At 74.7% G+C, this 24,752-nt stretch carries 25 protein-coding genes; 12 read left to right on the top strand and 13 right to left on the bottom strand.

Annotated elements, in window-relative coordinates:
* Window positions 1–6: 6 nt before the first annotated feature.
* The 5 genes from FHX36_RS13645 to FHX36_RS23965 all read left to right on the top strand — a co-directional run bounded on the left by FHX36_RS13645 (window position 7) and on the right by FHX36_RS23965 (window position 5,740).
* Window positions 7–1,617, top strand: coding sequence for a lipopolysaccharide biosynthesis protein (locus FHX36_RS13645; RefSeq protein WP_220035807.1), 1,611 nt, complete (start codon window positions 7–9; stop codon window positions 1,615–1,617).
* Window positions 1,614–2,873: a polysaccharide pyruvyl transferase family protein gene (locus FHX36_RS13640; RefSeq protein ID WP_110550833.1), complete on the top strand. Its 1,260-nt coding sequence runs from the start codon at window positions 1,614–1,616 to the stop codon at window positions 2,871–2,873. The genes FHX36_RS13645 and FHX36_RS13640 overlap by 4 nt, the downstream gene beginning before the upstream one ends.
* Window positions 2,873–3,370: an acyltransferase gene (locus FHX36_RS23970; protein WP_181428632.1), complete on the top strand. Its 498-nt coding sequence runs from the start codon at window positions 2,873–2,875 to the stop codon at window positions 3,368–3,370. The genes FHX36_RS13640 and FHX36_RS23970 overlap by 1 nt, the downstream gene beginning before the upstream one ends.
* Window positions 3,371–3,566: 196 nt before the next feature.
* Window positions 3,567–4,760, top strand: coding sequence for an acyltransferase family protein (locus tag FHX36_RS13630; RefSeq protein WP_110550831.1), 1,194 nt, complete (start codon window positions 3,567–3,569; stop codon window positions 4,758–4,760).
* Window positions 4,757–5,740 carry a glycosyltransferase gene (locus FHX36_RS23965; protein ID WP_110550830.1) on the top strand — a complete coding sequence of 328 codons (984 nt, stop codon included), beginning with the start codon at window positions 4,757–4,759 and terminating at the stop codon, window positions 5,738–5,740. The genes FHX36_RS13630 and FHX36_RS23965 overlap by 4 nt, the downstream gene beginning before the upstream one ends.
* A gap of 75 nt (window positions 5,741–5,815) precedes the next feature.
* Here the strand turns inward: FHX36_RS23965 and FHX36_RS13620 are convergent, their stop codons facing one another.
* From FHX36_RS13620 to FHX36_RS13610, 3 genes are read right to left on the bottom strand one after another with little or no spacing between them, the layout of a single operon-like run.
* Entirely contained in the window at window positions 5,816–7,381 is a 1,566-nt protein-coding gene (locus FHX36_RS13620; protein WP_110550829.1) for a hypothetical protein, read from the bottom strand.
* Window positions 7,378–8,079 (bottom strand): YveK family protein, encoded by a 702-nt coding sequence (locus tag FHX36_RS13615; protein WP_110550828.1) that lies wholly within the window; start codon window positions 8,077–8,079, stop codon window positions 7,378–7,380. The genes FHX36_RS13620 and FHX36_RS13615 overlap by 4 nt, the downstream gene beginning before the upstream one ends.
* On the bottom strand, window positions 8,076–8,990 hold the full coding sequence (locus tag FHX36_RS13610) for an alpha/beta hydrolase (RefSeq protein WP_110550827.1): 915 nt from the start codon (window positions 8,988–8,990) through the stop codon (window positions 8,076–8,078). The genes FHX36_RS13615 and FHX36_RS13610 overlap by 4 nt, the downstream gene beginning before the upstream one ends.
* A gap of 496 nt (window positions 8,991–9,486) precedes the next feature.
* On the opposite strand from FHX36_RS13610, the gene FHX36_RS13605 reads away from it, so the two are divergent.
* From FHX36_RS13605 to FHX36_RS13590, 4 genes are all read left to right on the top strand, one after another.
* Complete coding sequence (locus tag FHX36_RS13605; protein ID WP_110550826.1) at window positions 9,487–11,010, top strand: sugar transferase; 1,524 nt, start codon at window positions 9,487–9,489, stop codon at window positions 11,008–11,010.
* A gap of 173 nt (window positions 11,011–11,183) precedes the next feature.
* On the top strand, window positions 11,184–12,503 hold the full coding sequence (locus tag FHX36_RS13600; RefSeq protein WP_110550825.1) for a UDP-glucose dehydrogenase family protein: 1,320 nt from the start codon (window positions 11,184–11,186) through the stop codon (window positions 12,501–12,503).
* Between the two features lie 56 nt (window positions 12,504–12,559).
* Window positions 12,560–13,303 (top strand): 3'(2'),5'-bisphosphate nucleotidase CysQ, encoded by a 744-nt coding sequence (locus tag FHX36_RS13595; RefSeq protein WP_110550824.1) that lies wholly within the window; start codon window positions 12,560–12,562, stop codon window positions 13,301–13,303.
* Between the two features lie 132 nt (window positions 13,304–13,435).
* The gene (locus FHX36_RS13590; protein ID WP_110550823.1) at window positions 13,436–14,299 is read left to right on the top strand and encodes a hypothetical protein; all 864 of its coding nucleotides are present in this window, start codon (window positions 13,436–13,438) and stop codon (window positions 14,297–14,299) included.
* A 13-nt stretch (window positions 14,300–14,312) separates the two neighbouring features.
* On the opposite strand, the gene cysC is transcribed toward FHX36_RS13590, so the two are convergent.
* The 3 genes from cysC to FHX36_RS13575 all read right to left on the bottom strand — a co-directional run bounded on the left by cysC (window position 14,313) and on the right by FHX36_RS13575 (window position 16,776).
* Window positions 14,313–15,341, bottom strand: coding sequence for an adenylyl-sulfate kinase (gene cysC, locus FHX36_RS23010; RefSeq protein WP_110550822.1), 1,029 nt, complete (start codon window positions 15,339–15,341; stop codon window positions 14,313–14,315).
* Window positions 15,342–15,406: 65 nt separating this feature from the next.
* Window positions 15,407–15,547, bottom strand: a complete 141-nt coding sequence (locus FHX36_RS13580) for a hypothetical protein (protein WP_181428630.1) — start codon at window positions 15,545–15,547, stop codon at window positions 15,407–15,409.
* Window positions 15,548–15,594: 47 nt separating this feature from the next.
* A complete protein-coding gene (locus tag FHX36_RS13575) occupies window positions 15,595–16,776 on the bottom strand; it encodes a glycosyltransferase family protein (RefSeq protein ID WP_181428629.1) in 1,182 nt (393 codons plus the stop codon).
* Between the two features lie 60 nt (window positions 16,777–16,836).
* On the opposite strand from FHX36_RS13575, the gene FHX36_RS13570 reads away from it, so the two are divergent.
* Both FHX36_RS13570 and FHX36_RS13565 read left to right on the top strand, forming a co-directional pair.
* Window positions 16,837–17,697, top strand: coding sequence for an ATP-grasp fold amidoligase family protein (locus FHX36_RS13570; protein WP_181428628.1), 861 nt, complete (start codon window positions 16,837–16,839; stop codon window positions 17,695–17,697).
* A gap of 90 nt (window positions 17,698–17,787) precedes the next feature.
* On the top strand, window positions 17,788–18,591 hold the full coding sequence (locus FHX36_RS13565) for an SGNH/GDSL hydrolase family protein (protein WP_110550819.1): 804 nt from the start codon (window positions 17,788–17,790) through the stop codon (window positions 18,589–18,591).
* Between the two features lie 29 nt (window positions 18,592–18,620).
* Here FHX36_RS13565 and FHX36_RS13560 read toward each other — a convergent pair whose 3' ends face one another.
* The 3 genes from FHX36_RS13560 to FHX36_RS13550 all read right to left on the bottom strand — a co-directional run bounded on the left by FHX36_RS13560 (window position 18,621) and on the right by FHX36_RS13550 (window position 20,538).
* Window positions 18,621–19,673, bottom strand: a complete 1,053-nt coding sequence (locus tag FHX36_RS13560; RefSeq protein ID WP_110550818.1) for a PHP domain-containing protein — start codon at window positions 19,671–19,673, stop codon at window positions 18,621–18,623.
* Window positions 19,674–19,683: 10 nt separating this feature from the next.
* Window positions 19,684–20,232, bottom strand: a complete 549-nt coding sequence (locus FHX36_RS13555) for a DoxX family protein (RefSeq protein ID WP_110550817.1) — start codon at window positions 20,230–20,232, stop codon at window positions 19,684–19,686.
* A 123-nt stretch (window positions 20,233–20,355) separates the two neighbouring features.
* Window positions 20,356–20,538 carry a hypothetical protein gene (locus tag FHX36_RS13550; RefSeq protein ID WP_110550816.1) on the bottom strand — a complete coding sequence of 61 codons (183 nt, stop codon included), beginning with the start codon at window positions 20,536–20,538 and terminating at the stop codon, window positions 20,356–20,358.
* Between the two features lie 149 nt (window positions 20,539–20,687).
* Between FHX36_RS13550 and FHX36_RS13545 the strand changes: the two genes are divergently transcribed.
* Window positions 20,688–21,344 carry a hypothetical protein gene (locus FHX36_RS13545; RefSeq protein WP_146251512.1) on the top strand — a complete coding sequence of 219 codons (657 nt, stop codon included), beginning with the start codon at window positions 20,688–20,690 and terminating at the stop codon, window positions 21,342–21,344.
* Between the two features lie 3 nt (window positions 21,345–21,347).
* Here FHX36_RS13545 and FHX36_RS13540 read toward each other — a convergent pair whose 3' ends face one another.
* The 4 genes from FHX36_RS13540 to FHX36_RS13525 all read right to left on the bottom strand — a co-directional run bounded on the left by FHX36_RS13540 (window position 21,348) and on the right by FHX36_RS13525 (window position 24,712).
* Window positions 21,348–21,515 carry a hypothetical protein gene (locus FHX36_RS13540; protein ID WP_181428627.1) on the bottom strand — a complete coding sequence of 56 codons (168 nt, stop codon included), beginning with the start codon at window positions 21,513–21,515 and terminating at the stop codon, window positions 21,348–21,350.
* Window positions 21,516–21,680: 165 nt separating this feature from the next.
* Window positions 21,681–22,106: a hypothetical protein gene (locus FHX36_RS23005; RefSeq protein ID WP_246405474.1), complete on the bottom strand. Its 426-nt coding sequence runs from the start codon at window positions 22,104–22,106 to the stop codon at window positions 21,681–21,683.
* A gap of 470 nt (window positions 22,107–22,576) precedes the next feature.
* The gene (locus FHX36_RS13530; protein ID WP_110550813.1) at window positions 22,577–23,149 is read right to left on the bottom strand and encodes a DUF6318 family protein; all 573 of its coding nucleotides are present in this window, start codon (window positions 23,147–23,149) and stop codon (window positions 22,577–22,579) included.
* 132 nt (window positions 23,150–23,281) lie between these two features.
* Window positions 23,282–24,712, bottom strand: a complete 1,431-nt coding sequence (locus tag FHX36_RS13525) for a bifunctional phosphatase PAP2/diacylglycerol kinase family protein (protein WP_146251511.1) — start codon at window positions 24,710–24,712, stop codon at window positions 23,282–23,284.
* Window positions 24,713–24,752: the final 40 nt, after the last annotated feature.

Here is a 24,752-nt window from a genome sequence, read left to right as displayed (position 1 = left end):
GCACCCGTGAGCGGCGGCAGGGGGCTGGCCGGGTCGGCGTCCCGCGGGGCCGTGGTCACCCTGGTCGGCCAGGCGGTCCGGGTCGTGGTGCAGCTGGCCGGCATCGTCGTCCTCGCCCGGCTGCTGTCCCCGGAGGACTACGGGCTGGTCGCGATCGTCGCGGCGATCATCGGGTTCGGCGAGATCTTCCGGGACTTCGGGCTCTCCTCCGCCGCGATCCAGGCCCGGGTGCTCACCGACGGCCAGCGGGACAACCTCTTCTGGCTGAACACCGGCATCGGCGGGGTGCTGGCCGTGCTGGTCTGCGCGGCCGCGCCGCTGCTGGCCGCCGCCTTCGACGACGACCGGCTGGTGCCGCTGGCCATGGCGCTGTCGGCCACCTTCCTGCTCAACGGCATCTCCACGCAGTACCGGGCGATGCACGCCCGCCACCTCCGCTTCGGCCGGCTCGCCCTGTCCGAGATCACCGGTCAGCTGGCCGGGGTCGCGCTCGGCATCACCGCGGCGGCGCTGGGTGCCGGCTACTGGGCGCTCGTCGTCCTGCAGCTCGGCCAGCTGGTGGTCACCCAGGTGCTGCTGGTCGCCACCAACCGCTGGCTGCCCGGCCGCCCGCGCCGGGACGAGTCGATCCGGCCCTTCGTCGGCTACGGCGCCCAGCTCATCGGCGCCCAGCTGCTCAACCACCTGGCCAGCAACGTCGACACGCTGACCATCGGCGCGCGCTTCGGTGCCGTGCCGGCCGGCCTCTACAACCGGGCCTTCCAGCTGGTGATGATGCCGCTGCTGCAGGTGCAGATGCCCTCGACCCGGGTCGCCCTGCCGGTGCTCTCCCGGCTGCAGGACCAGCGCGAGCGGTTCGCCGACTTCCTGCTCTTCGGCCAGGTCGTGCTGCTGAGCCTGATCGGCACGGTGTTCGGCGTCCTCGTCGCCCAGGCGCCCGACGTCGTACACCTGGCGCTGGGCCCGCAGTGGCCGGAGGTCGTCCCGCTGCTGCGCATCCTGCTGGTGGCCGGCTTCTTCCAGGCGGCCGGCTACGCCACCTACTGGGTCTTCCTGGCCAAGGGCCTCACCCGGACCCAGTTCGTCTACGCCCTGGTCACCCGGCCGGTCGTGGCCGCCATGGTCGTCGCGGGGTCGGTCTGGGGCCTGCGCGGCGTGGCGGTCGCCTACGCCGCCGGGGCGGCGCTGTCCTGGCCGACCGCCCTGCTGTGGATCCGCCGCGCGTCCGACGCCCCGGTCGGCCGGATGTTCGGCAACGGCCTGCGCGCCCTCGTCGTGTTCGGCACCGCCTCGGCGGTCTCCTGGCTGAGCACGCGGGAGCTGCCCGCCGACGCGCACGTCCTCCGGCTGCTGGTCGGTGCGCTGGTGCTGGTCGCCGTGGCCGGCCTCCTCGTCCTGCTGTGGCCCGCCTACCGCCGCGACGCGCGGCGGATGTGGTCGCTGCGCGAGCACCTCGGTCGCCGCCGTGGCCGGCACGGCCGCCCGGCGCGGGGGGAGGCCCGGGGCCGCCACGCCGCCGGCGCCGCCCCGACCAGCACCCGTGAGGCCGGTGGGCCGCTCGCGTCCGCCGGTGCCGTCGCCGGCTCCGGCCGGCCCGATCGAGAGGCCGGCGCATGAAGCAGCTCGTCTCGCGGCTCGCCCGGGTCGGCAGGCGCGCCGTGGTCGCCTCCGGCGTCCCGGCCCGCACCGACCGGCTGGTCGTCAGCCGGAACGCCCGCGGTGCGGCCCGCGCGCCGGGGGCGGGGACCCACCTGGTCCTCGCCGCCCCCGGTGGCGGCAACATCGGCGACCAGGCGCTGCTGGAGGCGCTGCTGGAGAACACCGCCGGGCCGGTGTCGCTGGTCGTCCCCGACGCCGCGCAGGTGCAGCTCCCGGCGGAGTTCGCGGACCGGGTCGAGCTCCTGGTGATCCCGCACCTGGTCTACGGCACCGGTCGGGCGCACCTGGCCGCGGTGGCCCGGTTCGGCCGCGCGCTGGCGTCGGCCACCGACCTGTCGGTGGTCGGCGCCGACGTGATGGACGGCCGGTACTCCCTGCCGGCGTCGGTGCGGCGGTCCACGCTGGCCACCGCCGCGGCCCGGGCCGGCGTGCCCACCCGGGTCGTCGGGTTCAGCTGGAGCGACCGCGCCCGCCCCACCGCCCGGCGCGCGCTCGCCCGGGCCGGTCGCAGCGGCGTGCGGCTGCTGCTGCGCGACCCGCTCTCCGCCGAGCGGGCCCGCCGCGACGGCATCGCCCCGGTGGAGGAGGTGGCCGACGTGGTGTTCGCCGCCCGGTCGGTCGACCGGTCGGCCGCCGACGAGCTGCTCGCCGGCGTCACCGGACCGGTCGCGCTGGTCAACGCGAGCGGGCTGCTCGCCGGCCGGCTGGACCAGACCGAGGACTACGTGCGCATCGTCGAGGGCCTGCGCCAGCGCGGCCTGCACGTCGTCCTGCTGCCGCACGTGTCCCGCCGGCCCGGCGACGACGTCACCGCCTGCGCCGCCGTCGCCGCCCGGGTCGGCACCGACCGGGTGAGCCAGGTGCACCGGCTGCTCACCCCGGCGCAGGTCCGCGGGCTCACCGAGCGGGCCGCGGTCACCGTGACCGGGCGGATGCACCTGGCGGTCATGTCGCTGCTGAACGGCGTCCCGGCGATCACCCTGGCCACCCAGGGCAAGGTCGAGGGGCTCGTGCAGCTGTTCGCCGCGCCCGAGCTGTGCGTCGACCCCCGCGCCGGCTTCGCCGCCACCGTGCTCGACGTCGTCGACCGGGTGCTCCCCGAGGGCTCCGACGTCCGGACGTCGATCCGCGCCGCGCTGCCCCGGGTGGTCGAGCTCGCCCGGCGCAACGTCGACGGCCTGCCGGCGGTCGAGCTCAGCCGGGGTGCCGCGTAGTGGCCGGCACCGTCCGGGGCGCGCTGGCCAGCTCCCTCGCCGGCAGCCCCGTGTGGACGCCGAAGACCCGGGCCCGGCTGCTCCGTCTCCTCGGGGTGCGGGTGCGCGGCGGCGCGCGGGTGTACCCGTGGATCCGGTTCACCGGCGGCGTCGACCACCTCGAGCTGGGCCGCGGCTGCTTCCTCAACGTCAACGTCACCATCGGCGCCAACGCGGCCGTCGTGCTCGGCGAGCGGGTGCACCTGGGGCCCGGCGTCAGCCTGCTGCCGACCACCCACGAGCTCGGTGGTCCCGACCAGCGGGCCGGCGCGGTCACCAGCGCCCCCATCACCATCGGCGACGGCGCGTGGCTGGGGGCCGGGGTGACCGTGCTGGGCGGGGTCACCGTCGGTGCCGGCTGCGTGGTCGCCGCCGGCGCGGTGGTCAGCGAGGACACCGAGCCCGACGCCGTCTACGGGGGTCTGCCGGCCCGGCTGATCCGCCGGCTGCCCGGGTGAGGCCACGGGCACGCACCCGGCCGGCGGTCGCCGAGGTCAGTTCACCGGGACTTCACACGGCTGCCCCACAGGACCCACGGGGGCTCGTTAACGTCCGCAGCGGGTGGAGGTGCGGCCTCCCTGTCGTGGCGGTGCTGCCACTCGACGAGCTCGACGCCCGGGACCGGGCGGTCGGCACGAGGAACGGAACGCTGCGATGGCCATGACCGCGGGGAGCACTGCGCCGCCGGCGCGGGGCGGCTGGACCGACCCCACCAAGGGCCTGGCGATGTTCATGGTCGTCGCCTACCACGTCACCCTCTACCTGCAGAGCGCCGACGTGGACGCCGTCCTCGGCCGGGCCAAGGCCGTCTTCGAGCTGTTCCCGATGCCGGCGTTCTTCCTGATCGCCGGCATCTTCGCCGGCCGGCACGGTGAGTTCCGGCTCGGTGACCTCTGGCGCCGACGGCTGCTGTCGCTGCTCTACCTCTACGTGCTGTGGTCGGTCGTCCGCACCGTCTTCTACCTGGTCGTCCCCGGCCTGAACGGCGAGCTCGGCGAGATCGACGCGACCGACCCGCTGGCGCTGCCGCTCATCCTGCTCTGGCCCAGCAGCAGCTACTGGTTCCTCTACGCGCTGTTCCTGTTCACCCTGCTGCGCCACCTGGTGGCCCGGGCGCCGGTGTGGGCCCAGCTGGCGGGCTCCGGCGTCGTCTCCACGCTGTTCACCACCGGGGTCGTCGACACCGGGAACATCGGCTGGAACCGCGTCGGCGCGCTGTTCTTCTTCTTCGTCCTGGGTGCGGTCCGCGCGCAGTGGATCCGCCGGGCGGTCACCGCCGCCCGGCCGGTGCACCTGCTGCTGGCGCTCGTCGCCCTCGCGGTGGTGACCGGGCTGATCGTGCTCGGCCTGAGCTCGGTGCCCTTCGTCGTCCTGGCCGGGCAGACCGTCGCCGTCGCTACCGGGATCCTGGTCTGCGCCCAGCTGGTGCGCTTCCGGGCGTTCTCCCGGCTGAGCACGCTGGGCACCAACAGCCTGAAGGTCTACCTGCTGCACCTCTACGTCATCGTGCCGGCGGTCGCCCTGATCGGCCTGGCCGACACCGCCGCGTGGCCGCGGTCGGTGGCCGTCGGCGTGCAGGTGGCGCTCACGGCCGCGACCCTCGTGGCCTCCCTCCTGCTCGCCCGGCTCACCAGCCGGGTGCGCTGGCTCTACGCCCCGCCCGGCTGGCTCCGCCGCTCCCGCCTCGGCACCGCCCGCCCGAGCACCCCTGCCCCGGTGCCCGCCCCCGTCGCCGGACCGCCGGAGGCCGTCCTGGCCCCGCCGACCGGCACCCCGCTCCCGTCCCCACTGGCACCGCCGCCGGCCGAGGCACCCGTGTTCACCCCACCCGAGAGGAGCCGCGAGTGAAGACCCCGCCGCTGCCCGACCTCCGACCGGCCGCCCCCCGCAAGCTCCTGCTGGCCGCCTCCACCGGAGGGCACCTCGCGCAGCTGGTCCGGCTCGCCCCCGGGCTGGGCGCCACCGACGACTCGCTGTGGATCAGCTTCCGCAACAACCAGAGCGAGTCGCTGCTCGACGGTCGCAACGTGCTCTACGTGCCCTACATCCAGCCCCGCGACGCCCGCACCGTCGCGCAGGCCTTCCGGCAGATCGTCCCGGCCGTCCGCGCCGGGGGGTTCGAGGCCGCCGTGAGCACCGGCTCGGCGCTGGCGCTGGCCGCGCTCCCGGCCGCCCGGCTGGCCGGTGTGCCGCCGCTCTACATCGAGAGCGTGTCGCGCACCCAGGGCCCCTCGCTCAGCGGGCGGCTCATCGCCGGGCTGCGGGTGGCGCAGACCCGGACCCAGCACCCCTCCTGGTCCGGTGGCCGGTGGGGGGTGCACCCCAGCGTCTTCTCCACCTACGAGAGCGTCCCCCGCCGCGAGCGCCTGCCGGAGCGGCCGCGGTTGTTCGTCACCCTGGGCACGATCCGGGGTTACGGCTTCCACGCGCTGCTGGACCGGGTCCTCGAGCTCGGCATCGCCGGCGAGGACACCGTCTGGCAGCTCGGTGACACCACGCCGCGCGTCGACCTGCCCGGCACCGTGCACCGGGAGGTCTCCGGCGCCGACTTCGAGCGCTACGCCACCGAGGCCGACGTCGTCATCACGCACGCCGGCGTCGGCACCGTGATGTGCCTGCTCGACCTGGGGATCTCGCCCATCGCGGTGGTGCGGCGCCGGTCGCGGGCCGAGCACGTCGACGACCACCAGCAGCAGCTCGCCCAGCTCATGCGGGACACCGCCATCGGCCACGCGGTCGAGGTCGAGGACCTCGACCGCACCGTGGTCCTGGCCGCCGCGGGCTGCGCGGTCAACCGGCTCGCCGCCGACCCGGACATGGCGGCCTGACGGCGGGTCACCACCCCACCCCGACGCCCCACCTGACGCCCGCGGCCACCGGCCGCGGGCGTCAGTGCTGCGGGGTCAGTGCTCCGGCGACGGGCCGGCCGGCTCGGGGGCGGTCCAGCGGTGGCGCCCGCCGGGCCGCTGCTCGGCGTCCTCCACCGGGAGGACGCCGACCGCCGGCACCTGCTCGTCGCGGGCGGTGCGCCGGAAGGACGCGACCACCCCGGCGGCGGCGAAGACGAACGGGAACGACGGCGTCGACACGAACACCGGCGCCGCCGTCGTCTCGACCAGCAGCAGCACCATCCAGCCGAGGCCGGTGACCCTCAGCCAGCGGACCAGCACGTCCTCGTCGGCGCGGGTGCGCCGGCACAGCGAGACCGCGAGGCAGACCAGGCCGGCGGCGAAGAAGGCCGCGCCGATCCAGCCGGCCTCGCCGAAGACGGCCGGCCACTGGGTGTCGTTGAGGAACTGACCGCCGTCCGGTCCGGGGCCCAGCCCGTACCGGCCGGGGAAGCCCAGGGCGTAGTACAGCGGGCTGTAGTCGGTGGCCGCGGTGGCGCTGCCGTACCGGCCGAAGCCCGCGCCGAAGGGGAAGTACTGCGCGGCGACGGTGACCCCGCCCTGGGTGAGCAGCGAGCGGGCCGAGTCCTGGGTGAGGTAGAGGTCCAGGTCGCCACCGATCAGCGAGACCAGCGGCGGGACGGCGACGATCGCCGCGAGCGGCAGCGTGCAGACCAGCGCGGCGACCCCGGCCGGACGGAGGAACCGCACCCCGACGATGCCGAGGGTGGCCAGCAGGCCCACGATCGACTTCACCTGCAGCGTCAGGAACGCCAGGCCACCGCTGAGCAGCACCAGCACGGTGTTGCCCAGCGAGCGGCGCACGACCAGGCCGTAGACCAGCCCGCCGACGGCGAGGACGCCGCAGAACCGGCTGAACGCGGCCGGGTGCTGGAAGATCCCGTTGAGCGCCGGGACGGGGCCGAGGAAGCTGATCGGCGGGTTGCCGGTGGTGAGCTGCGCCCAGGGCCCCGGGGCGACCAGGTTCACCGCGCCGCTCAGCGCGACCACGACCACCACGGTGATCCCGGCCCGGACCAGGGAGACCAGGTCCTCGCGGGTCCAGCGCAGCTGCGCCAGCGCGAAGGCGAACACGACGCCCTTGACCGCGATGTAGGCCGCAGGCACCGCGGTCCCGGCGGGCACCTCCGCCAGCGCGGCGCTGAGCAGGCCGGCGGCGAGGTAGCCGAGGAACCAGCCCGACCCGGGGAGCCAGACCAGCCGGCCCTCCGTGACCAGCCGGCGGGTGCTGAACGCGACCGCGGCCAGCGCGACCAGCCCCTCGTCGGCGTAGCTGCCGGCGGCGCCGAGGGTGTTCTGCAGCGGCGTCGACAGGATGATCGCCACCATCGTCAGCAGCGCGAACGCCTTCGGCCGGGAGGCGGCGACGAGCACGAGCACCAGCCCGCCCAGGACGGCGACCGGCACCTCGGGCCCGAGCAGCGACGACCCGGTCAGCGCCGCGGTGAGCAGCGCCCCCAGCGCGGCCCAGGCGAGTTCCGAGCCGCGGCGGGGCCGGCGGGCGGGGCGGCCCGGGCCGGGCGGCGGGGTCTCCGTCGGCGTGGCGGTCCCTGCCGTCATCGGCGGGCCTTGCTCCCCGCGGACAGGGCCTGCCGGAACACGATCACCAGGAAGGCCACCAGCAGACCGACGGCGAGGGCGATGCCCAGGTTCACCAGCAGCCGCGGCGACGACGGGGCGTTGGGGATCTCCGGGGCCTCGACCACCGAGGCACTGGCGCCGACCGGGCCGCCCTGGCCCTGGATCTGCTCGATCAGGCTGGCGCTGATCGCGTTGGCCAGCTCCGCGGCGTCCTCGCCGGAGTCCGCGGTGACCGTCAGCACGATGATGGAGGTGTCCGGGATGGGCGCGGCCGTGACGTCGTCGGTCAGCTCGGTGGACGCCACGTCGACGCCGGACGCCTCGATCGCCGGGTCGAGCACGGAGGGGGTCTCCGCGAGGGCCGCGTAGGTGGGGATCTGGTCGGCGACGACCGCGGCGGCCTGCGAGACGTTGACCCCGGCGTCGGCGGTGACGGTGGGCGTCACCAGCACCTTCGTCTCGGTCTCGTAGCTGACCGGGCTGGCGGCCGTCAGACCCCAGCCGGCGCCCAGCGCGACCAGCACGCAGACCAGCAGCACCAGCCAGCTCCGCCGGACGATGCCGAGCACGTCCCGCAGCGGCGTCGGCTCCGCGGCCCGGCGGACGGGCTCGGCGCGGAGCTCGTGCTGGTCCGATCGGGTGGCGCCGGCGGGCGGCCGCTCGCTCAGGGTGGTCACAGGTGGTCCTCCAGGAAGGTGAGCGCCCGCTGCCGGACGTCGGTGGTCAGCAGGGCGGCACCGTGGTCGGGTGCGTCGATGACGAGGAGCTCGGAGTCGACCCCTGCGCCGGTCAGGGCGGCGTCCATCGCCTCCGCCTGCTCGGCGGGGACGAGCTCGCCGGTGCCGTTCACCAGCAGCATCGGCGGGTCGGACGCGTCGACCGAGCTGATGGGGGAGGCCGGCACGGACTGCGGGCAGTCGGTCGCCGAGCGGCAGCCGAGGTAGCGCAGCACCAGCTGGGCGGCCGCCGGGCTGGGGTCGCCGAGCGTGAAGCCCTCCGGGCTCATCACCGACACCCCGCTCAGCGACACGACGGCCGCGACCCGCTCACCGGTGCCCAGCGGACCCTGCCCGCGGGTGGCCAGGCTCTGCGCGATGATCGCGCCGGCCGAGCTGCCCAGCACGCCGATCCGCGCCGGGTCGATGCCGAACCGCTGCACCTGGGCCGGTTCGCGCAACCACCGCACCGCGTTGGCCAGGTCGTCGACCTGCGCGGGGTACACGAACTCGGGGGCGAGCCGGTAGTCGATGGAGAAGGCGGCCTGGCCGAGCGCCGCGGTGGCCTCGCAGAGCGCGCGGCTGCCGCCGCTCGCCCGGTCGCCGTCGGTGAAGCCGCCGCCGTGCACGATCACCACCGCGCGGGTCGGCTCCTCGGCCGCCTCCGGCAGGCAGGCGTCCAGGGCCAGGTCGACGCCGTCGCCCGACCAGTACGTGAGGCCCTCCTCGAGCGTGCCGGCGGCCGACTGGGCGTCCAGCCGCTCGGTCGGCTCTCCTCCGGAGGAGCAGGCACCCAGCGTGACGGCCAGCACCGCCACCGCGGCCGCAGCGCGCAGCGCGCGGCGGGGCCCGGCGGGAGGGCGCAGGTGCATCGAAGGCCTCGCATTCCGTCGGGCGGCGACGGAGGAACGCCACGGTGGTCGACGAGTGGACGGGACCGGGCTCTGCGCCGAGGCCGGGAGGGTGCCGGCGCAGCGGTGCGCCGTTGTCACACGTTGTCGGAACGGTCGTACGGGCAGGTGACGCGGATGTGAAATCTGCGCACACCACCGCTGCACATCGGTTGCGCAAATGCCTTTCCGCGCTGAGTGGCAGACATCACGGTGAATTCGAATGGAGTCTCCGACACGTCAACGCGCCGACTGCTCGTGACTCTGTGCGCGCGACTCGATCCACTGAGCACGCGCGCACGGTGTTCAGTCACTTTGGGTGTCGAGTCGATCACGCGACTGTGGGTGCTCTTCCGGTGCGCATCTCGCTAGGTTCCCGACGTCGGTCGGACAGTGCGGTCATCGGAATCTGACACATGGCGACGTCCCAGTGGCTGCGCGGACCCGCGCCCCCATCCCGGCAACAGGAGGTGCTCCTGTGACCACCACCGAGCCCCGCTCCGCGGCAGCCCGCCCGCGGCGCCCGACGTCCGGCCGGCGCCGGCTGCCCACGGTCTCCCGGCTCCGCGGGGAGGGCACCGCGGCCCGGCGCGCCTGGCGCGGCGCCTACGTCCGCCGCATCGCCCTCGGTGACAGCCTGTGCGCGCTGGTCGCCGCCGTCGTCGGCTACCTCGTCCGCTTCGACCGGCTCGACGGCGGCGTGGGGCCGGCCCCGGTCGTCTCGCCGTGGCTGGTCGGGGTGCTGCCGGCGCTGTGGGTGCTGGCGATGCTGGTGGCCCGGTCCTACGAGGAGCGGTTCCTGTGGGTCGGGGCCGACGAGTTCCACCGGGTGTTCGGGGCCGCGATCGCCCTGCTGGCCACGGTCGGCACCATCTCCTGGGCGTTCCGGGTCGAGCTCGCCCGCGGCTTCGTGGTCGTCGCGCTGCCGCTGGCCACCGTGCTGACCCTGGTGCAGCGCTACGGGCAGCGGAAGTGGCTGCACCGCCGCCGGGAGCGCGGGCAGTTCCTGCAGACGGCGATCATCGTCGGCCACCGCAACGGCGTCGTCGCGCTGCACGAGCAGATCGACCGGGAGGCCTACCACGGCTACCGGGTGATCGGCTGCTGCCTGCCGGCCGGCCCGGGCGGGGAGTCGGTGACCGACTTCGACGGGCTGCCGGTGCTCGGCACCCTCGCCGAGGTGGTCGACGTCGTCCGCCGCTACGAGGTCGACACCGTCGCGGTGCTGCCCTCCCCGGAGCTCGACGGGCCGGCGCTGCGCCGCCTGGGCTGGGACCTGGAGAAGACGCAGGCCGAGCTGCTGCTGGCCCCCGCGGTCACCGAGATCGCCGGGCCGCGGGTGCGGATCCGCCCGGTGTGCGGCCTGCCCCTGCTGCACCTGGAGCGCCCCGAGCTGCGCGGTGTGCGCCGGGTGACCAAGGAGACCTTCGACCGGTCGGCCGCCGCGTTCGGCATCCTGCTGCTGCTGCCGGTGCTGCTCGGGCTGGCGCTGGCCGTCGGCGCGACCAGCAAGGGCGGCGTCTTCTACCGGCAGGAGCGGGTCGGCCGCGACGGCCAGACCTTCGGGATGCTGAAGTTCCGCTCGATGGTCGCCGGCGCCGACCGGATGGTGCAGGCCCTCGAGCGCGACTCCGACGGCAACGGCGTGCTGTTCAAGATGAAGGGCGACCCGCGGGTCACCCGGGTCGGCAAGGTGCTGCGCCGCTACTCCCTGGACGAGCTGCCCCAGCTGCTCAACGTGGTCCGCGGCGACATGTCCCTGGTCGGGCCGCGCCCCCCGCTGCCCACCGAGGTCGAGCGCTACGGGTTCGACATGCACCGCCGGTTCCTGGTCAAGCCCGGCATCACCGGGCTGTGGCAGGTCAGCGGCCGGTCCGACCTCTCCTGGGACGACTCGGTGCGGATCGACGTCCGGTACGTGGAGAACTGGTCGCTGGCCTTCGACTTCATGATCCTGTGGAAGACGCTGGGCGCGGTCTTCCGCGGTTCCGGCGCCTACTGACCGGCGGTGCACGCGAGCCCGGCCGCCCGGCGCGCGAGCTGCGCACCGGTGGCCACACTGTTCACACGACCGTCGCGTGCCCGGTCTGGCGCCCGTCTCCCGGCCTCCCATAGTTTGGCCGGGAACGGTGCCGTTCGCCCCCACCTGCCCGACCCAGGGAGAGAACGACGTCCATGAAGATCTCGGTCATCGGCTGCGGCTACCTCGGAGCGGTGCACGCCGCCTCCATGGCGGAACTCGGGCACGACGTCGTCGGCATCGACGTCGACGCACCCAAGGTCGAGGCGCTGCAGAACGGCAAGGCACCATTCTACGAGCCCGGGTTCGAGGACCTGCTGGGGAAGTCCATCGCGTCGGGCCGGCTGCGCTTCAGCACCGACATGGCCGACGCCGGCGAGGCCGTCGTGCACTTCGTCTGCGTCGGGACGCCGCAGAAGCGCGGCGAGTACGCCGCCGACCTGCGCTACGTCGAGGCGGCCGTCGAGTCGCTGATCGAGGCCCTCAAGCCCGGTGACCTCGTGGCCGGGAAGTCGACCGTGCCGGTGGGCACCGCCGCCCGGCTGGCCGAGCTGGTCACCGGCAAGGTCCCCGGCGCGATGCTGGCCTGGAACCCCGAGTTCCTCCGCGAGGGCTTCGCCGTCGAGGACACCCTGCACCCCGACCGGCTGGTCTACGGCCTCCCGGTCGGCCCGGACGGCGCGACGGCGCGGGCGCTGCTCGACGAGGTGTACGCCTCGATCGTCGCGGTGGGCACCCCGCAGGTCATCACCGACTACGCCACCGCCGAGATGGTCAAGACCGCCGCCAACTCGTTCCTGGCCACCAAGATCTCCTTCATCAACGCGATGGCCGAGCTCTGCGAGGCCACCGGCGCGGACGTCAAGCAGCTGGCCGACGCCATCGGGCACGACGACCGGATCGGCCGCAAGTTCCTCAACGCCGGCCTCGGCTTCGGCGGCGGCTGCCTGCCCAAGGACATCCGCGCGTTCATGGCCCGCGCCGGGGAGCTGGGCGCCGACCAGGCGCTGACCTTCCTGCGCGAGGTCGACAACATCAACATGCGGCGCCGGATCCGGATGGTCGAGCTGGCCCGCGAGGTCTGCGACGGCTCGCTGCTCGGCAAGCGGGTCGCCGTCCTGGGGGCGGCGTTCAAGCCCAACAGCGACGACATCCGCGACTCCCCGGCGCTCAACGTCGCCGCCCAGCTGCAGCTGCAGGGCGCCGTCGTGCGGGTCACCGACCCGGCCGCGGTGGAGAACAGCCGGCGGCTGTGGCCGCAGCTGGACTACGCGGCGACCGCGGAGGAGGCCGCCGAGCGCGCCGACGCCGTGCTGGTGCTCACCGAGTGGCAGCAGTACCGGTCGCTCGACCCGGTGGCCTTCGGCGAGATCGTGCAGCAGAAGCGGGTGCTCGACGGCCGCAACGCCCTCGACCGCAGCGCCTGGGTCGCCGCCGGCTGGTCGTACCGCGCGCTGGGGCGCCGCGCCGGCTGACGCCGGTCGCCGACCACGCGGTTGGATGGGACATCGCCCCCGACGGAAGAGCCTCGGTGACCCCCTCCGACCACGAGACCGCCGCCGCCCTCGCCACCGAGGCCGGTGACCTGCTGCTCCGCGTGCGCGCCCGCGAGTTTCCCGACGCGGCGGCCCGCAAGGCCGCCGGGGACGCCGAGGCGCACCGGTTCCTGGTGGACCGGCTCGCCGCGGTGCGCCCGGACGACGCCGTGCTGTCCGAGGAGGGCGCCGACGACCGGGTCCGGCTCACCGCCGACCGGGTCTGGATCGTCGACCCGCTCGACGGCACGCGCGAGTTCGCCGAGCTCGACCGCGCCGACTGGGCGGTGCACGTCGCGCTGTGGGAGCGCGGCGAGCTGGTCGCCGGCGCGGTGGCGCTGCCCGCCGAGGCCACCACGCTGGGCACCGGAGGGGTCGACGCGGCGCCGTCCCGGTCCGACGGCCCGATGCGGCTGGCGGTGAGCCGCAGCCGCCCGCCGGAGCTGGTCACCGCGCTGGCGCAGCGGCTGGACGCCGAGCTGTTGCCGATGGGGTCGGCCGGGGTGAAGGCGATGTCGGTGGTCCGCGGCGTCACCGACGCCTACGTGCACGGCGGCGGGCAGTACGAGTGGGACTCCGCCGCCCCGGTCGCCGTCGCCCGGGCGGCCGGGCTGCACACCAGCCGGCTCGACGGCTCCCCGCTGCGCTACAACCAGCCCAGCCCCTACCTGCCCGACCTGCTGGTCTGCCGGCCCGAGCTCGCCGGGCGGCTGCTCGACGCGATCGGCGCGCTCGCCTAGCGGGGCGGGAGCGACGGTTGGGACGAACCGTCCCCGTTCGCCCGGCCGCTCCCCGGCACCGGCCGGGCCCCGTGGCACTGTTGCTGGCCGGGTGGGCTCAAGGTCCGGGCCCGGGCGACCGATGGGAACTGCATGCCGTGGTGGGGTTGGGCGCTGATCGGGTGGACGGGGCTGGCCCTGGTGGCTGCGCCGCTGCTCGGCCTGGCGCTGCGTGAGGCCGACGCCCGCGAGCGCCGCTCGCTGGGCCGGGGCCCGGAGCCGGTCACCCCGGCCGTGCGCCGCCGGCGCATCCCGGTGCCGCCGCTGGCGGTCGCCCTCCTGCTGACCGGCGTGACGCTGGAGGCCGTGGGCTTCGTCGTCCGCACCTCGGGCAACGAGCGCAACGCCCCGCTCTGGTCGATGGACGCCCCGCTCGGCATCCCGCGGATGTTCATCGCCGCGCTGTTCCTCGCCGCCGCGCTGACCGCGCTGATGGGCGCCGTCCGCGGCACCGGGCGGCGGCCGTGGTGGACCGCGGTCGCCCTGGTCGCCGTGGTCATCGGCCAGGTCAAGGCCGGCGGCACCGTGCACACCGACGCGCTCGCCGCCGTCGGCCTGCGGTACCACCCCTTCGCCGCCGCGGCCGCCAGCGCCGCCGTCGTCGGGGTCGTGCTCGCCGCGCTGTGGTGGCTCAGCCGCACCGAGCGCCGGGACCGGCGCCGCGTGCTCATCGCCCTCGGGCTCTACGCCGTCGCCTCGGTCGGCCTGTCCGGCGTCTCGGCGCTGGTCGGCCGGGCCGGTGGCAGCCTGTACTGGTCCTCGGCCGCGACCTTCGTCGAGGAGACCGGCGAGGCGTTCGGGGCGGTCGCCGTCCTCGTCGCCGTGCTGGTCGGGGTGGCCCCGCGGCTGGTGCTCCCGGCCGAGTGGCTGCTCCGCCGCCAGGCCGACGCCGAGACCATCGACGCCCCCGCGGCCCGGCCGCACCGCGCCGCCGGCATCACCGACCTGTTCCGCTGACCCGCGCGGGCGCTCAGCCGCCCGCGAGGTGCGCCAGCACCAGCCGGGCGCTCTCGTCGACGCTGGACGAGCGGGTGTCGATGGTCAGCTCCGCGTCCGTGGGCTCCTCGTACGGGTCGCTGATCCCGGTGAACTCGGCGATCTCGCCGCGGCGGGCCCGCGCGTAGAGGCCCTTCCGGTCGCGGGCCTCGCACTCCTCCAGCGGGGTGGCCACGTGCACCAGCACGAACGACCCCGGGCCGGCCTGCTCCTCGACCAGCCGCCGGGCGTCGGCGCGGGTCGCGGCGTAGGGCGCGATCGGTGCGCAGACGGCCAGCCCGCCGTGCTTGGCGATCTGGGCCGCGACCCAGCCGATCCGCCGCACGTTGGTGTCCCGGTCGGCCTTGGAGAACCCCAGCCCGGCCGACAGGTGGGTGCGCACCTCGTCGCCGTCCAGCAGCGTCACGGTGTGCCCGCCCTCGAGCAGCAGCTCGACCAGCCGGCTGGCGATGGTGGACTTCCCGGCGCCGGACAGCCCGGTGAACATCACCGCGCGCCCGCCGGTGGTCGGCGGCCGGGGGTCGACGTGGCTGGCGACCGGACCGGCCCCGTACGCGGCGGCCAGCTCCAGCCAGGGCAGCTCGGGGTCGCCGGCGGTGACCGGCACCGGGACGATGACCAGCTCGCGGCCCACCGCCCGGTCGGCCCAGACCGCGGCGCCCAGCGAGATGGCGACGGAGTCCGGTGCGGTGCCGGCCACCGGCAGCAGCACCAGCAACCGGTCGGGCAGGCCGGAGACGTCGTCGGGGGGCTGCCCCACCCAGGTGGCGGGCTGCGCCCAGCCGCGCCGGGCCAGCTCGGCGCGGACGCTGTCCGGCGAGCGCCAGCGGGGGATCTCCCGGACGGACAGCCCGTCGCCGGAGGTCACGGCGACCAGGACGCCCTCGGCGTCCTCGAACTCGGTGTCGGCCGGGAGGTCGGGCGCGCCCGGCGTCAGGCCGAACGCGTGCCGCGCCAGGTCGGCGAGCTGGGCGTGGGTGAGCCGCATCCGGTTCTGCGCCATGGCTGCAGTCTCGCTGGTCGCAGCTCCCCCGAGCCAGGCGGTGGGTCGGCCCCCGGCCGAACCGGTCAGCGGCGGACGGTGCGGTCCGTCGTCGTGCGGGCCCGCTGGCAGCCGGAGCGCTGGGCGGCGAAGCCGGACTGCAGGGCGTCGGCGAGGGCGATGGCGGGGTCGGCGGAGTCCGTGGCGGCTGCGCTGCGCGTCGTCATGCCGGAACGCTAGGGCCACTCTCCGTGCGTGGACGGTCGACACACGGTCAGCGCACCGGACGACTTCGCGACGGAGCCACTCCTGTCACGGGAACCGGACGATCGCCCAGCGCGGCGTCCAGCCAGGCGTCGGTGCGCCGGTCCCAGGTCCGCTCCGCCGCCCAGTCGATGCGCTCCTTGGCGTGCCCCACCGGCTCGTCGGCGGCCGCGACCATCGCCGCGGCCATCTCCGCCGCACCCCGGACGACGGTGGCGTGCGGGGGAGCGTCGCTGGAGTGCTCGAGGTGCCCGGCGGTCGCCACCACCGGCACGCCGCGCGCGCAGTAGTCGTAGGTCTTCATCGACGACTGGCCCAGCGCGATGCTGGCGACGTCGGGGACCAGCGCCACCGTGGCGGCGTCCAGCACGTCCGCCAGCCGTTCGCGCGGCAGCAGCCCCGCGTGGCGGAACCGCCCGCCGAGGTCCTGCTCCAACGCCAGGAACCGCTCCCGCGCCGCCTGCGCCCGCAGCGGGAACACCAGCTGGCCGTGCACGGTGAGCGTCCAGTCCGGCAGCGCGGTCAGCACGGCCCTGACCAGGTCGACGTCGAACCGGTCGGAGATGCTGCCGACGTAGACCGCGTGCCGGGCCCGCCGCTCGACTGTCTGCGGCGCGGTGAGCAGCGTCTCGTCGGCGCCGTTGGGGACGACGACCGGCGTCCGGCCGGGGAACAGGTCGGCCAGCACCTGGTTGACGACGACCACCTCGTCGGCCTCGTCGGCGATCCGGCGGAGCTGGTCGCCGAGCCCGCGGGCCTGGGGGAGCAGCCGTGCCCAGTCGTCGGTGCAGTCGAAGACCACCCGGCCGCCCAGCCCCCGGGCGGCGCGCCACTCCCAGGGCAGCATGAAGACCGACAGCGCCGGGTCCCACCCCGACCGGCGCAGGAACGACCGGAGCAGCCCCGCGTCGGCGCGCTCGGCGAGCCCGTTGCGCAAGCCGGGTTGCAGGGTGGACCGCTCGGTGACGCGGACCCCCGGCGCCACGGGCTCGAAGCGGGCGCGACGCAGGTGCCGCCCCCAGTTGGCCGGGTCGGTGCGCACTCGGCGGACGTCGGCCGGCGCCTGCACGAAGTCGACCTCGGACCCGCGGCGGACCAGCTCCCGGGCGATCATGTGCTCCCGGCGGATGGCCGGGTTCCAGGGGTCCTTGGCGAGGAAGCCGACGCGGGCGGGCAGGGGCTGGGGGGTCACGCCTGGCTCACCGCAGCACCCTACGATCCGCCGTTCGGTTGTGCACGGCAGACTGGGCCGGTGCCTGCCGTGTCGCTCCCGGACGGCGTCGTGACCCGGCTGCCGCTCCGGCTCAAGCGCGCCGTGCTCTTCCGCGCGGCGCACGGCCGCTGGCCCGGCCGGACCACGTTCACCGACAAGGTGAACTGGCGGGTGGTGCACGACCGCCGGCCGCTGGTCGGCCAGCTCGGCGACAAGCTGGCGATGAAGGCGTACGCCACCGCGGTGTGCCCGTCGCTGCGGGTCCCGGCCGTGCTGTGGAGCGGCACCGACGTCGGGGCGTTCGCCGCCGCTCCCGACCTGCCCGCGAGGTGGGTGCTCAAGCCCAACCACGGCTCGATGCGGGTGCACGTCGGCACCGGCCGGCCCGACGCCGCCGAGCTGCGCCGGGTCACCGCCGGCTGGCTGGACGAGCCGCTGTTCCGCACCCGCGGCGAGTGGGTCTACAGCCAGGCCCGCCGGCTGCTGCTGGCCGAGGAGTTCCTCGGCGCCGGCGACCCGCCCGCCGACCACAAGTTCCTGGTCTTCGACGGCCGGGTCGAGCTGGTGCAGGTCGACACCGGCCGGTTCGGCGACCACCGGCGCCGGCTGTACACCCCGGACTGGACGCCGGTCGACGTCGTCGAGGCGGTGCCGGCCGGTCCGGTCACGCCGCCGCCGGCGTCCCTGCCGCGGATGCTCGAGGTGGCCGCGACGCTCGGCGCCGCGTTCGACTTCGTGCGGGTCGACCTCTACGACGTCGACGGCGAGGTGTGGTTCAGCGAGCTCACGCCCTACCCCGGCGGCGGGCTGGACGCCTTCGACCCGGTCCTGGACGAGCGGCTGGGTGCGGCCTGGCGGCTGCCGCCGCACCCCTCGGCCCGGAGCCATCTGGCCGGTTGAGGCGGCTCCCCGTGGTCGACCGGGCGCGGTGAGTCATGGAAGGCGAGAAGCCCGCCATCTGGGGCCCAGCCGCCGGTAGCGTCCCGCGCCATGGCCCGGATGGGGAAGCGCGACTGGACGTCCGGCCCGGGCGGAGCCCCCTGGTGGGCCCTCGGTGTCATCCTCGTGGGGGTCGCGCTGCTCGCCTTCCTCTACCCGATGGCCACCGGCCGCCTGCAGGACCCGCTGCCGGAGGCCGAGCGCGCCCGGCTGGCGGCGGCCGCTGCGCCCAGCCCGTCCGAGGAGGCCGGAGCCGCGCCGGCGGTCGCTGCCTTCATCGGCGACTCGTACACGGTCGGCGCCGGGACGGAGGCCCCCGAGCAGTCCTTCACCGCCCGGGTGGCCGCGCACGAGGGCTGGCGGGAGGCGAACCTCGGCCGCGGCGGCACCGGGTACGTCACCGCCCTCGAGGGGGACGTCGCCCAGGCGGCCTGCTCGCTCGACCGCTGCCCCACCTACACCGAGATGATCGACGACGCCGTGGCCGTGGCCCCTGACGTGGTCGTGGTCTCCGGCGGGCGGAACGAGGTCGACGTGGCCGACGACGCCGACTACGCGGACGGCGTGGCGGCGTTCTTCCGCACGCTCCGCGAGCAGCTGCCCGCTGCCCGGATCATCGCGATCTCACCGCTGTGGTCCGACGGAGCGCCCCCGGACGAGCTCGCCCTCGTCGCTGAGGCGGTCCGGGTCGGTGTCACCGGGGCCGGCGGCAGCTACCTGGACGTCGGCCAGCCGCTGCAGGAGCACCCGGAGTGGGTCATCGACGACGGCATCCACCCGGACCCGACCGGGCACGCGGCGATCGCCGATGCGGTCAACGCCCGGCTGGACGCGCTCCCGCCCACGACGCCCTGACCGGGGCGCCCCGCGGCGGCGACGGCCGGTCAGCCGCGGGTGCGGGCGAGCAGCTCGTCGGCCGGCCGCGTGTTGACCACCCGCTCGGCCGGCACGCCGCACTCCACGGCCCGGGCGCAGCCGGCGTCCTGCCAGTCGAGCTGGCCGGGGGCGTGCGCGTCGGTGTCGATGGAGAAGTCGCAGCCCAGGTCGGCGGCGAGGGCCAGCAGCCGCCGGGGCGGGTCGAGCCGCTCCGGGCGTGAGTTGATCTCGACCGCCGTCCCGTGCTCGATGCAGGCGCGGAACACCGCCTCGGCGTCGAACTCGCTCTCCGGCCGGGGGCGCTGCGTGCCGTTGCGCTGCTGCCGGCCGATGACCAGGCGGCCGGTGCAGTGCCCGAGGACGTCGGTGTGCGGGTTCTCGACGGCGGCCAGCATCCGCTCGGTCATCTGCGCCCGCGGTGCGCGCAGCTCGGAGTGCACGCTGGCGACGACGACGTCCAGCCGGCCGAGCAGCTCGTCGGTCTGGTCCAGCGAGCCGTCGACGTTGATGTCGCACTCGATGCCGGTGAGGATCCGGAACGGCGCCAGCTCCTCGTTCAGCGCGGCCACCACGTCCAGCTGCTGCTCCAGCCGCTGCGGGCTCAGCCCGTTGGCGACGGTCAGGCGGGGGGAGTGGTCGGTGAGCGCCAGGTAGTCGTGGCCGATGCCGATCGCGGCCTCGGCCATCTCCCGGATCGGGCTGCCGCCGTCGGACCAGTCGGAGTGGGCGTGCAGGTCACCCCGCAGCGCGGCGCGCAGCGCGGCCGCGTCGTCGGCCAGCGGCGTGAGCTCGGCGTGGGCCTGCTCCAGCTTCACCAGGTACTCGGGCACCTCGCCGCGGTGGGCCTCCAGGACCACGGCCGCGGTCTTGTCGCCGACGCCCTTGAGGTCCTTCAGCGTCTTCGTGCGCACCCGGCGGTCGAGCTCGGCGTCGTCCAGCGCGCTGATCACCGTGGCCGCGGTGCGGAAGGCCTTCACCCGGTACGACGGCTCGCGGGCGCGCTCCAGGAGGAAGGCGATCCTCCGGAGCGCGCCCGCGGGGGTGAGTGGTGCCGGGGTCATGCTGCCCGGGTCAGGGCTTGAGCTTCTTGGCCTGCTTGCTGGCCCGCTTCTGCGCCTTGGCGGCCTTCTTCGAGGCCTTCTCGTAGCTGGCCTCGGCGGCGGCGGCCGCAGCGCCGGCGGTCTTCTTCGCGCGCCAGCCGACCGACGGCTTCCCCTCGGTGTCGACGGCGGCGAGCAGCAGCCCGCCCAGCATCGAGGTGTTCTTGAGGAAGTTGCTGGTCTGGCCGAACTTCTCCTTGGGGTCGGTGTGCTCCCAGAAGCGGTGGCCGGCGAACGTCGTGGGCACCAGCGAGGTGGCCAGGGCCAGCGCGGAGAAGCGGGGGAACCGGCCCAGGGCGAGCAGGGCGCCGGCGCCGACGTGCACGCCGGCGTTGATCTTCACCCACTGCTCGACGTCGTGCGACACGTGGACGGGCAGCTGCTTCTCGGCGATCTCGGTGAGCTGCTCGACGATCGGCGCGGCGCCGGGAACCCGGCTCTGCGGGTTGCGGAGGGTCTGGATCCCCCCGTAGATGAACGTGCCGGCGAGCATGGGCCGGGCGATCCGGCGGACCAACATGGAGGACCTCTTCCCATCGGTGACGTCAGCTGGGACGTGCCCTGGTCAGGACCAGGGCAACCCTGCCTTGCGACCGTAGTGAGAAGTGTCGATCACCGCTGTACGAGCGGTCGTGCCCGTTCGTCAGCGGCTGGGCTGGGTGACCCGCGCGCCGAGGACGTCATCGACCGTGAGCTCGGCCGGGAGGCCGGCGAGGTGGTCGGTGAAGGGGGCGCGGCGGTCGGCGACCCGGATGCCCGCGCCGACGACCAGAGCGACACCCAGGGCGAGGACGATCCAGGCGGCGAGGAGCGCGACAGCGAGCATGTGCCCTTCCTAGTGGCACAGGCCTGGTGTCAGCTGGGACTTCGGCGGGCAGAAGCTGACGAAGCCCCTGCCCGCTCGTTGGATGATCATGCAGGGATCGCGCTGGTCTGGTCATCTGCTTGTCACAGCTGGGACGGGATGATGGCCGGGTGACGCGAGGACCGTTCGGCGTGGCCCCGGCCGTGCCCACCGGCCGCCCCTGGCGGGCCGGCTGGGTCGTCGTGCTGGGCGCGGCCGGCGGGCTGGTGTTCACCCTGGGGCTCCTCGTCCAGGCGCGGTGCGCCGTCGGGCGGTGCCCCGCGCCCGCGGTGCAGCGGCTGTTCGGGCTGGACGCGGTCGGTTCGCTGCCGCGGCTGTTCACCACGGCGGTGTTCGTGCTGGTGGCGGTGCTCGCCTGGGCGGCCGCCCGGCGCACGGGCGGCCGGGTGCAGCTGTGGTGGTCGGCCGTGGCTGCCGGTGCGGTGGTGCTCGCGCTCGCGAAGGCGGTGAGCGCGCACTCCTCGGCGGAGCAGGACAGCCAGGTGCTGACCCTGGTGGCGGGGGTGGCGCTCGGCCTGGTCGGCCTGCCGGTGCTGCTGGTCGCCGGGTTGCGCTGGTCGGTGGCCGGGGCGGCGCCGGTCACCGGGGCGCTGGCCGCCTACGCGGTGGCGGCGCTGGGGCTGGACCAGGTGACGAGCCTGGTGGTCGTGCTGTTCCGCGACCCGGTGCTGCTGGCCTTCGCGGTGTACCTGGAGGAGGGCGGCGAGGCGGTGACGGCGGTGGTGCTGCTGGCCGCGGTGCTGCAGGCGGTCCCGCGCCGGCCGTGACGCTCAGCCGGTCTGGCTCCCGTCCTGCCGGTGGCCGTCGTCGGCGTCGTCGTCGGTGCTGGCGGCGCCACGTTCCATGCGCTTGACGACCCGGGCGGCCCGGCCGAGGAGCAGGGCGGTGAGGGTGGCGAGGACGACCCAGCAGACGGCGAGCCACGCCCACCAGGACACGCCCCCACCCCCCTGCTGAAGGTGGGGCCGACGGTCCTCCCGCCCCGCTGACCCGACAAGCGGGGGCGGCTGCCGTACGCGGCCCAGGCGTGGCGTCCCGCGCGGCAGGACCCTGCGTGACGGCGCCTGTGGTGAACGCGCACGGCCTGGACGGTCGGCGGTGCGTCAGTCGTAGGGGTCGGTGAGGACGGTGCGGGCCTGCAGGACGGTGAAGGTGACCGGTGCGCCCTGGGTGGTGGTGGTGCCCGGGACGTCGGCCTGCACGCCCCCGTCGACGGCGTAGGTCGCGCCCCACGTGGTGGTGAGGGAGGCGGTGTAGGTGCCGGAGGAGTAGTCGTGGGTGATGGTCTGGTCGGGGTAGGGCGCGCCCGGGTCGGTGGTGGTGAGGACGGTGCCGTCGCCGGTGTCCCAGGCGTAGCTGGTGGCGGTGGCGGTGATGACGACGGTGAAGCCGCGGATGTCGACGGTGAAGGTCTGGGCGGTGGGGCTGTCGGTGAAGAAGATGACCGGCAGGCCGACGAGGGCCTCGCCGGGTGGCTGCTGGCGGGTGGTCAGCTGGGGGAGCGGCAGCGTCTGGAAGTAGCGGAACACCTCGTCCGGCGATGGCGGGGGATTGAGGTCCGTGACATCGACGCAACTTGAGCCCTCGTTAGCCCAACCCCCGTACCCCTGGCCGACCGGTGCGGCCGGGTCCGGGGCAATCCCGTCGACTGGAGCCCTGTCCGGTTGAACTACGCGTTGACGCTGAACCTCGTACAGAACAATGATCCGACCAGGCAGCTGGGCGCAAATGGGTTGACCACCCTGGCAGCCGCCAAGGTTTGTGTCATCAACCTGACAAGGCGTCAATAGCCGCCACCGGTACGGCACTGGGGCGGCCTGCGCCGCAAACGCCGTTCTGGCAGTGTCTCCAGGTGCCCCAGTCATGTACGCCACGGATACAGCGCCATCGCCAACAGAGGTTGTAGGCGGCGCTGGGCAAAATCCGATGCAGTCGGCCTTTGCGAGGGTAGGAATCAGCGTGAGGAGCAGTGCGGCAACCGTGGCGACGATTGAGCGCTTCATGAATTGGAGACTTGCGTGATGAGCCAGGCTTCGGACGCCTCGTCCCAGCGCATCACGAAAGATGTGAATACGTCGTACGTCGGCTGACTCCGGTCCGCGAGCGTGTTGCCATCCTCAGCGATCACCTGCAGAGAGCCTTGCGTCAGGCTAAAAGCCACTTCGGCTCCACTGCCGCTCAATACCACCTGACCAGCATCTCGAAAGGTTATCCCGCCGCCTTCGTACCGGTATCCGGCGGTCCGATCTTCAGATATCGATGCTGCCAGTTCTCGACAATAGGAGCACTCGCTGCTCAGATTTGTTAGACCGGACGGGTCCATGCTTTGGTACGAATACTCAGTCAATTGGGCGAAGTATTTGCCGGCCGCCAGGGCGCCAGCCTCGGTTTGCTTGCGGGCTTCGTCCGGCATGGGCAGATCGGGCGGGCCGAGGGGTGGGAGGCTCTCGCTGGTCTCCGCTGCACTGCTGGAGACCGACGGCAGGGTCTCGTTGGCCGTCCCGCCGTCCGAGCACCCGGCCAGCACGGCGATCACCGTGACCGCCCCGGCAGCCACCCGCACCAGCCGCATCCGCCTGCCCTCCCGAGGCCCCCGCGCAGAAAGTCCTCAGGAGACTACGCAGGTCAGCGGCTCGCCGCGTCCCCCTGAGTGGGGTCTGTGGACAGTAGTGCTCTGCTCACTGGTGGGGAGCAGAGCACTAGGTCACCGAGAGCAGTACACGGTCAGCCGCTCGCGCTTGCCGAACACGAACTCCGTCGACGACTCCCCGGTCTCCCCGTCGTAGGCCACCTGCTGCGGCCCCGACAGCGACCGCACGGTCAGCGCCGGCGCCTGGAAGCCCACGTACGAACGGCTGTGCTCGCTGATCCCCAGCAGCGTCGCGATGACCGCCCTGGTCCGCCCGAACCGCAGGTCCGCCCGCAGGTACTGGACGTCGAGCAGCCTGTCCTCCAGCCGCGGCCGCCACGCCGGCGACAACCCGCGCGGCACGTAGCAGCCGTTCCCGACGAACAGAATCCACGCCGAGATGCGCCGTCCGTTCAGGTCGAGCTCCACCGGTGACCCGTGCCGCAGCACCTGAGCCGCCGCCACGGTCAACGCCGCCCACTTGCCCATCCGCCCGCTCAGCCGGTCGCGGCGCTCCACCATCTCCGGGTAGCTGCCGATGCTCGCCGTGTTCAGGAACGGCACCCCGTTGACCTCGGCGACGTCGACCTGCACGGCCTCCCCGCGGACGACGGCGTCCGCGGCCTCCGGCGGCGTCGCCACCCCGAGGTCGCGCGCGAAGTGGTTCAGGGTCCCGGCGGGGACGACGGCCAGCGGCAACCCGAACTCCAGCGCCACCGCCGCGGCCGCTGCCACGCTCCCGTCACCCCCGGCCACCCCGAGCGCCCGAGCCCGCCCCGACTGCGCCGCCTCGCTCAGCAGCTCGCTCACCCCGGCGCCCTCGCGCAGCTCCAGCACCTCGGCCTTCGGCAGCAGCTCGGCGATGTCCGCGGCGGGGTCGTAGTCCTCCCGTCCCGAGCGGGGGTTCACCGCGATCACCAAGCCCTCGCCGTCCGGCAGGGCCGGTGCGTCCCAGGCGCTCCACACCCGCGCCGGGTCGGTCGGCCGCACCCGCCACCAGTGCTGGGTGGCCAGCGCCACCGCCCCGCCGACCGCCATCCCGGCGACGACGTCCCCCGGGTAGTGCACGCCGACGTGCACCCGCGAGTAGCCCACGCCCAGGGCCACGGGAGCGATCAGCGCACCCGCCACCGGGCTCTCCATCGCCACCCCGGCCGCGAACGCCGCGGCCGACGCCGAGTGCCCGCTGGGGAAGGACAGCGTGTGCGGTGACCGTCGCAGCGCTCGCGAGCTCTGCACGGCCGCCAGGTCGGGCCGGACCCGTCCGAACAGCCGCTTGAGGACGACGTTGACCAGCGCGCTCGACACCGCCAGCGACCCGACCCCGCGGACGGCGGCCCGGCGGAACGTGCCGCGCTGCAGCCCCAGGACGGCGCCGATCAGCACCCACAGCTTGCCGTGGTCGGCGGCGGTGGACAGCCGGCGCAGCCACCGGTCGACCCGCGTCGTGGGCAGCCGGCCGACGCGCTCGAGGAGCATCGCGTCCCAGCGACGGGGGGAGGGCACGTGCGGACGCTAGTGGAGCAGCGGGCTCCACCGCGTCCAC

Origin of the sequence: Modestobacter versicolor (assembly GCF_014195485.1) — a bacterium.
Taxonomy (GTDB): Bacteria; Actinomycetota; Actinomycetes; order Mycobacteriales; family Geodermatophilaceae; genus Modestobacter; species Modestobacter versicolor.
The sequence above is the reverse complement of the archived record's forward strand: the minus strand, read 5'-3'. Positions and strand labels throughout refer to the sequence as shown.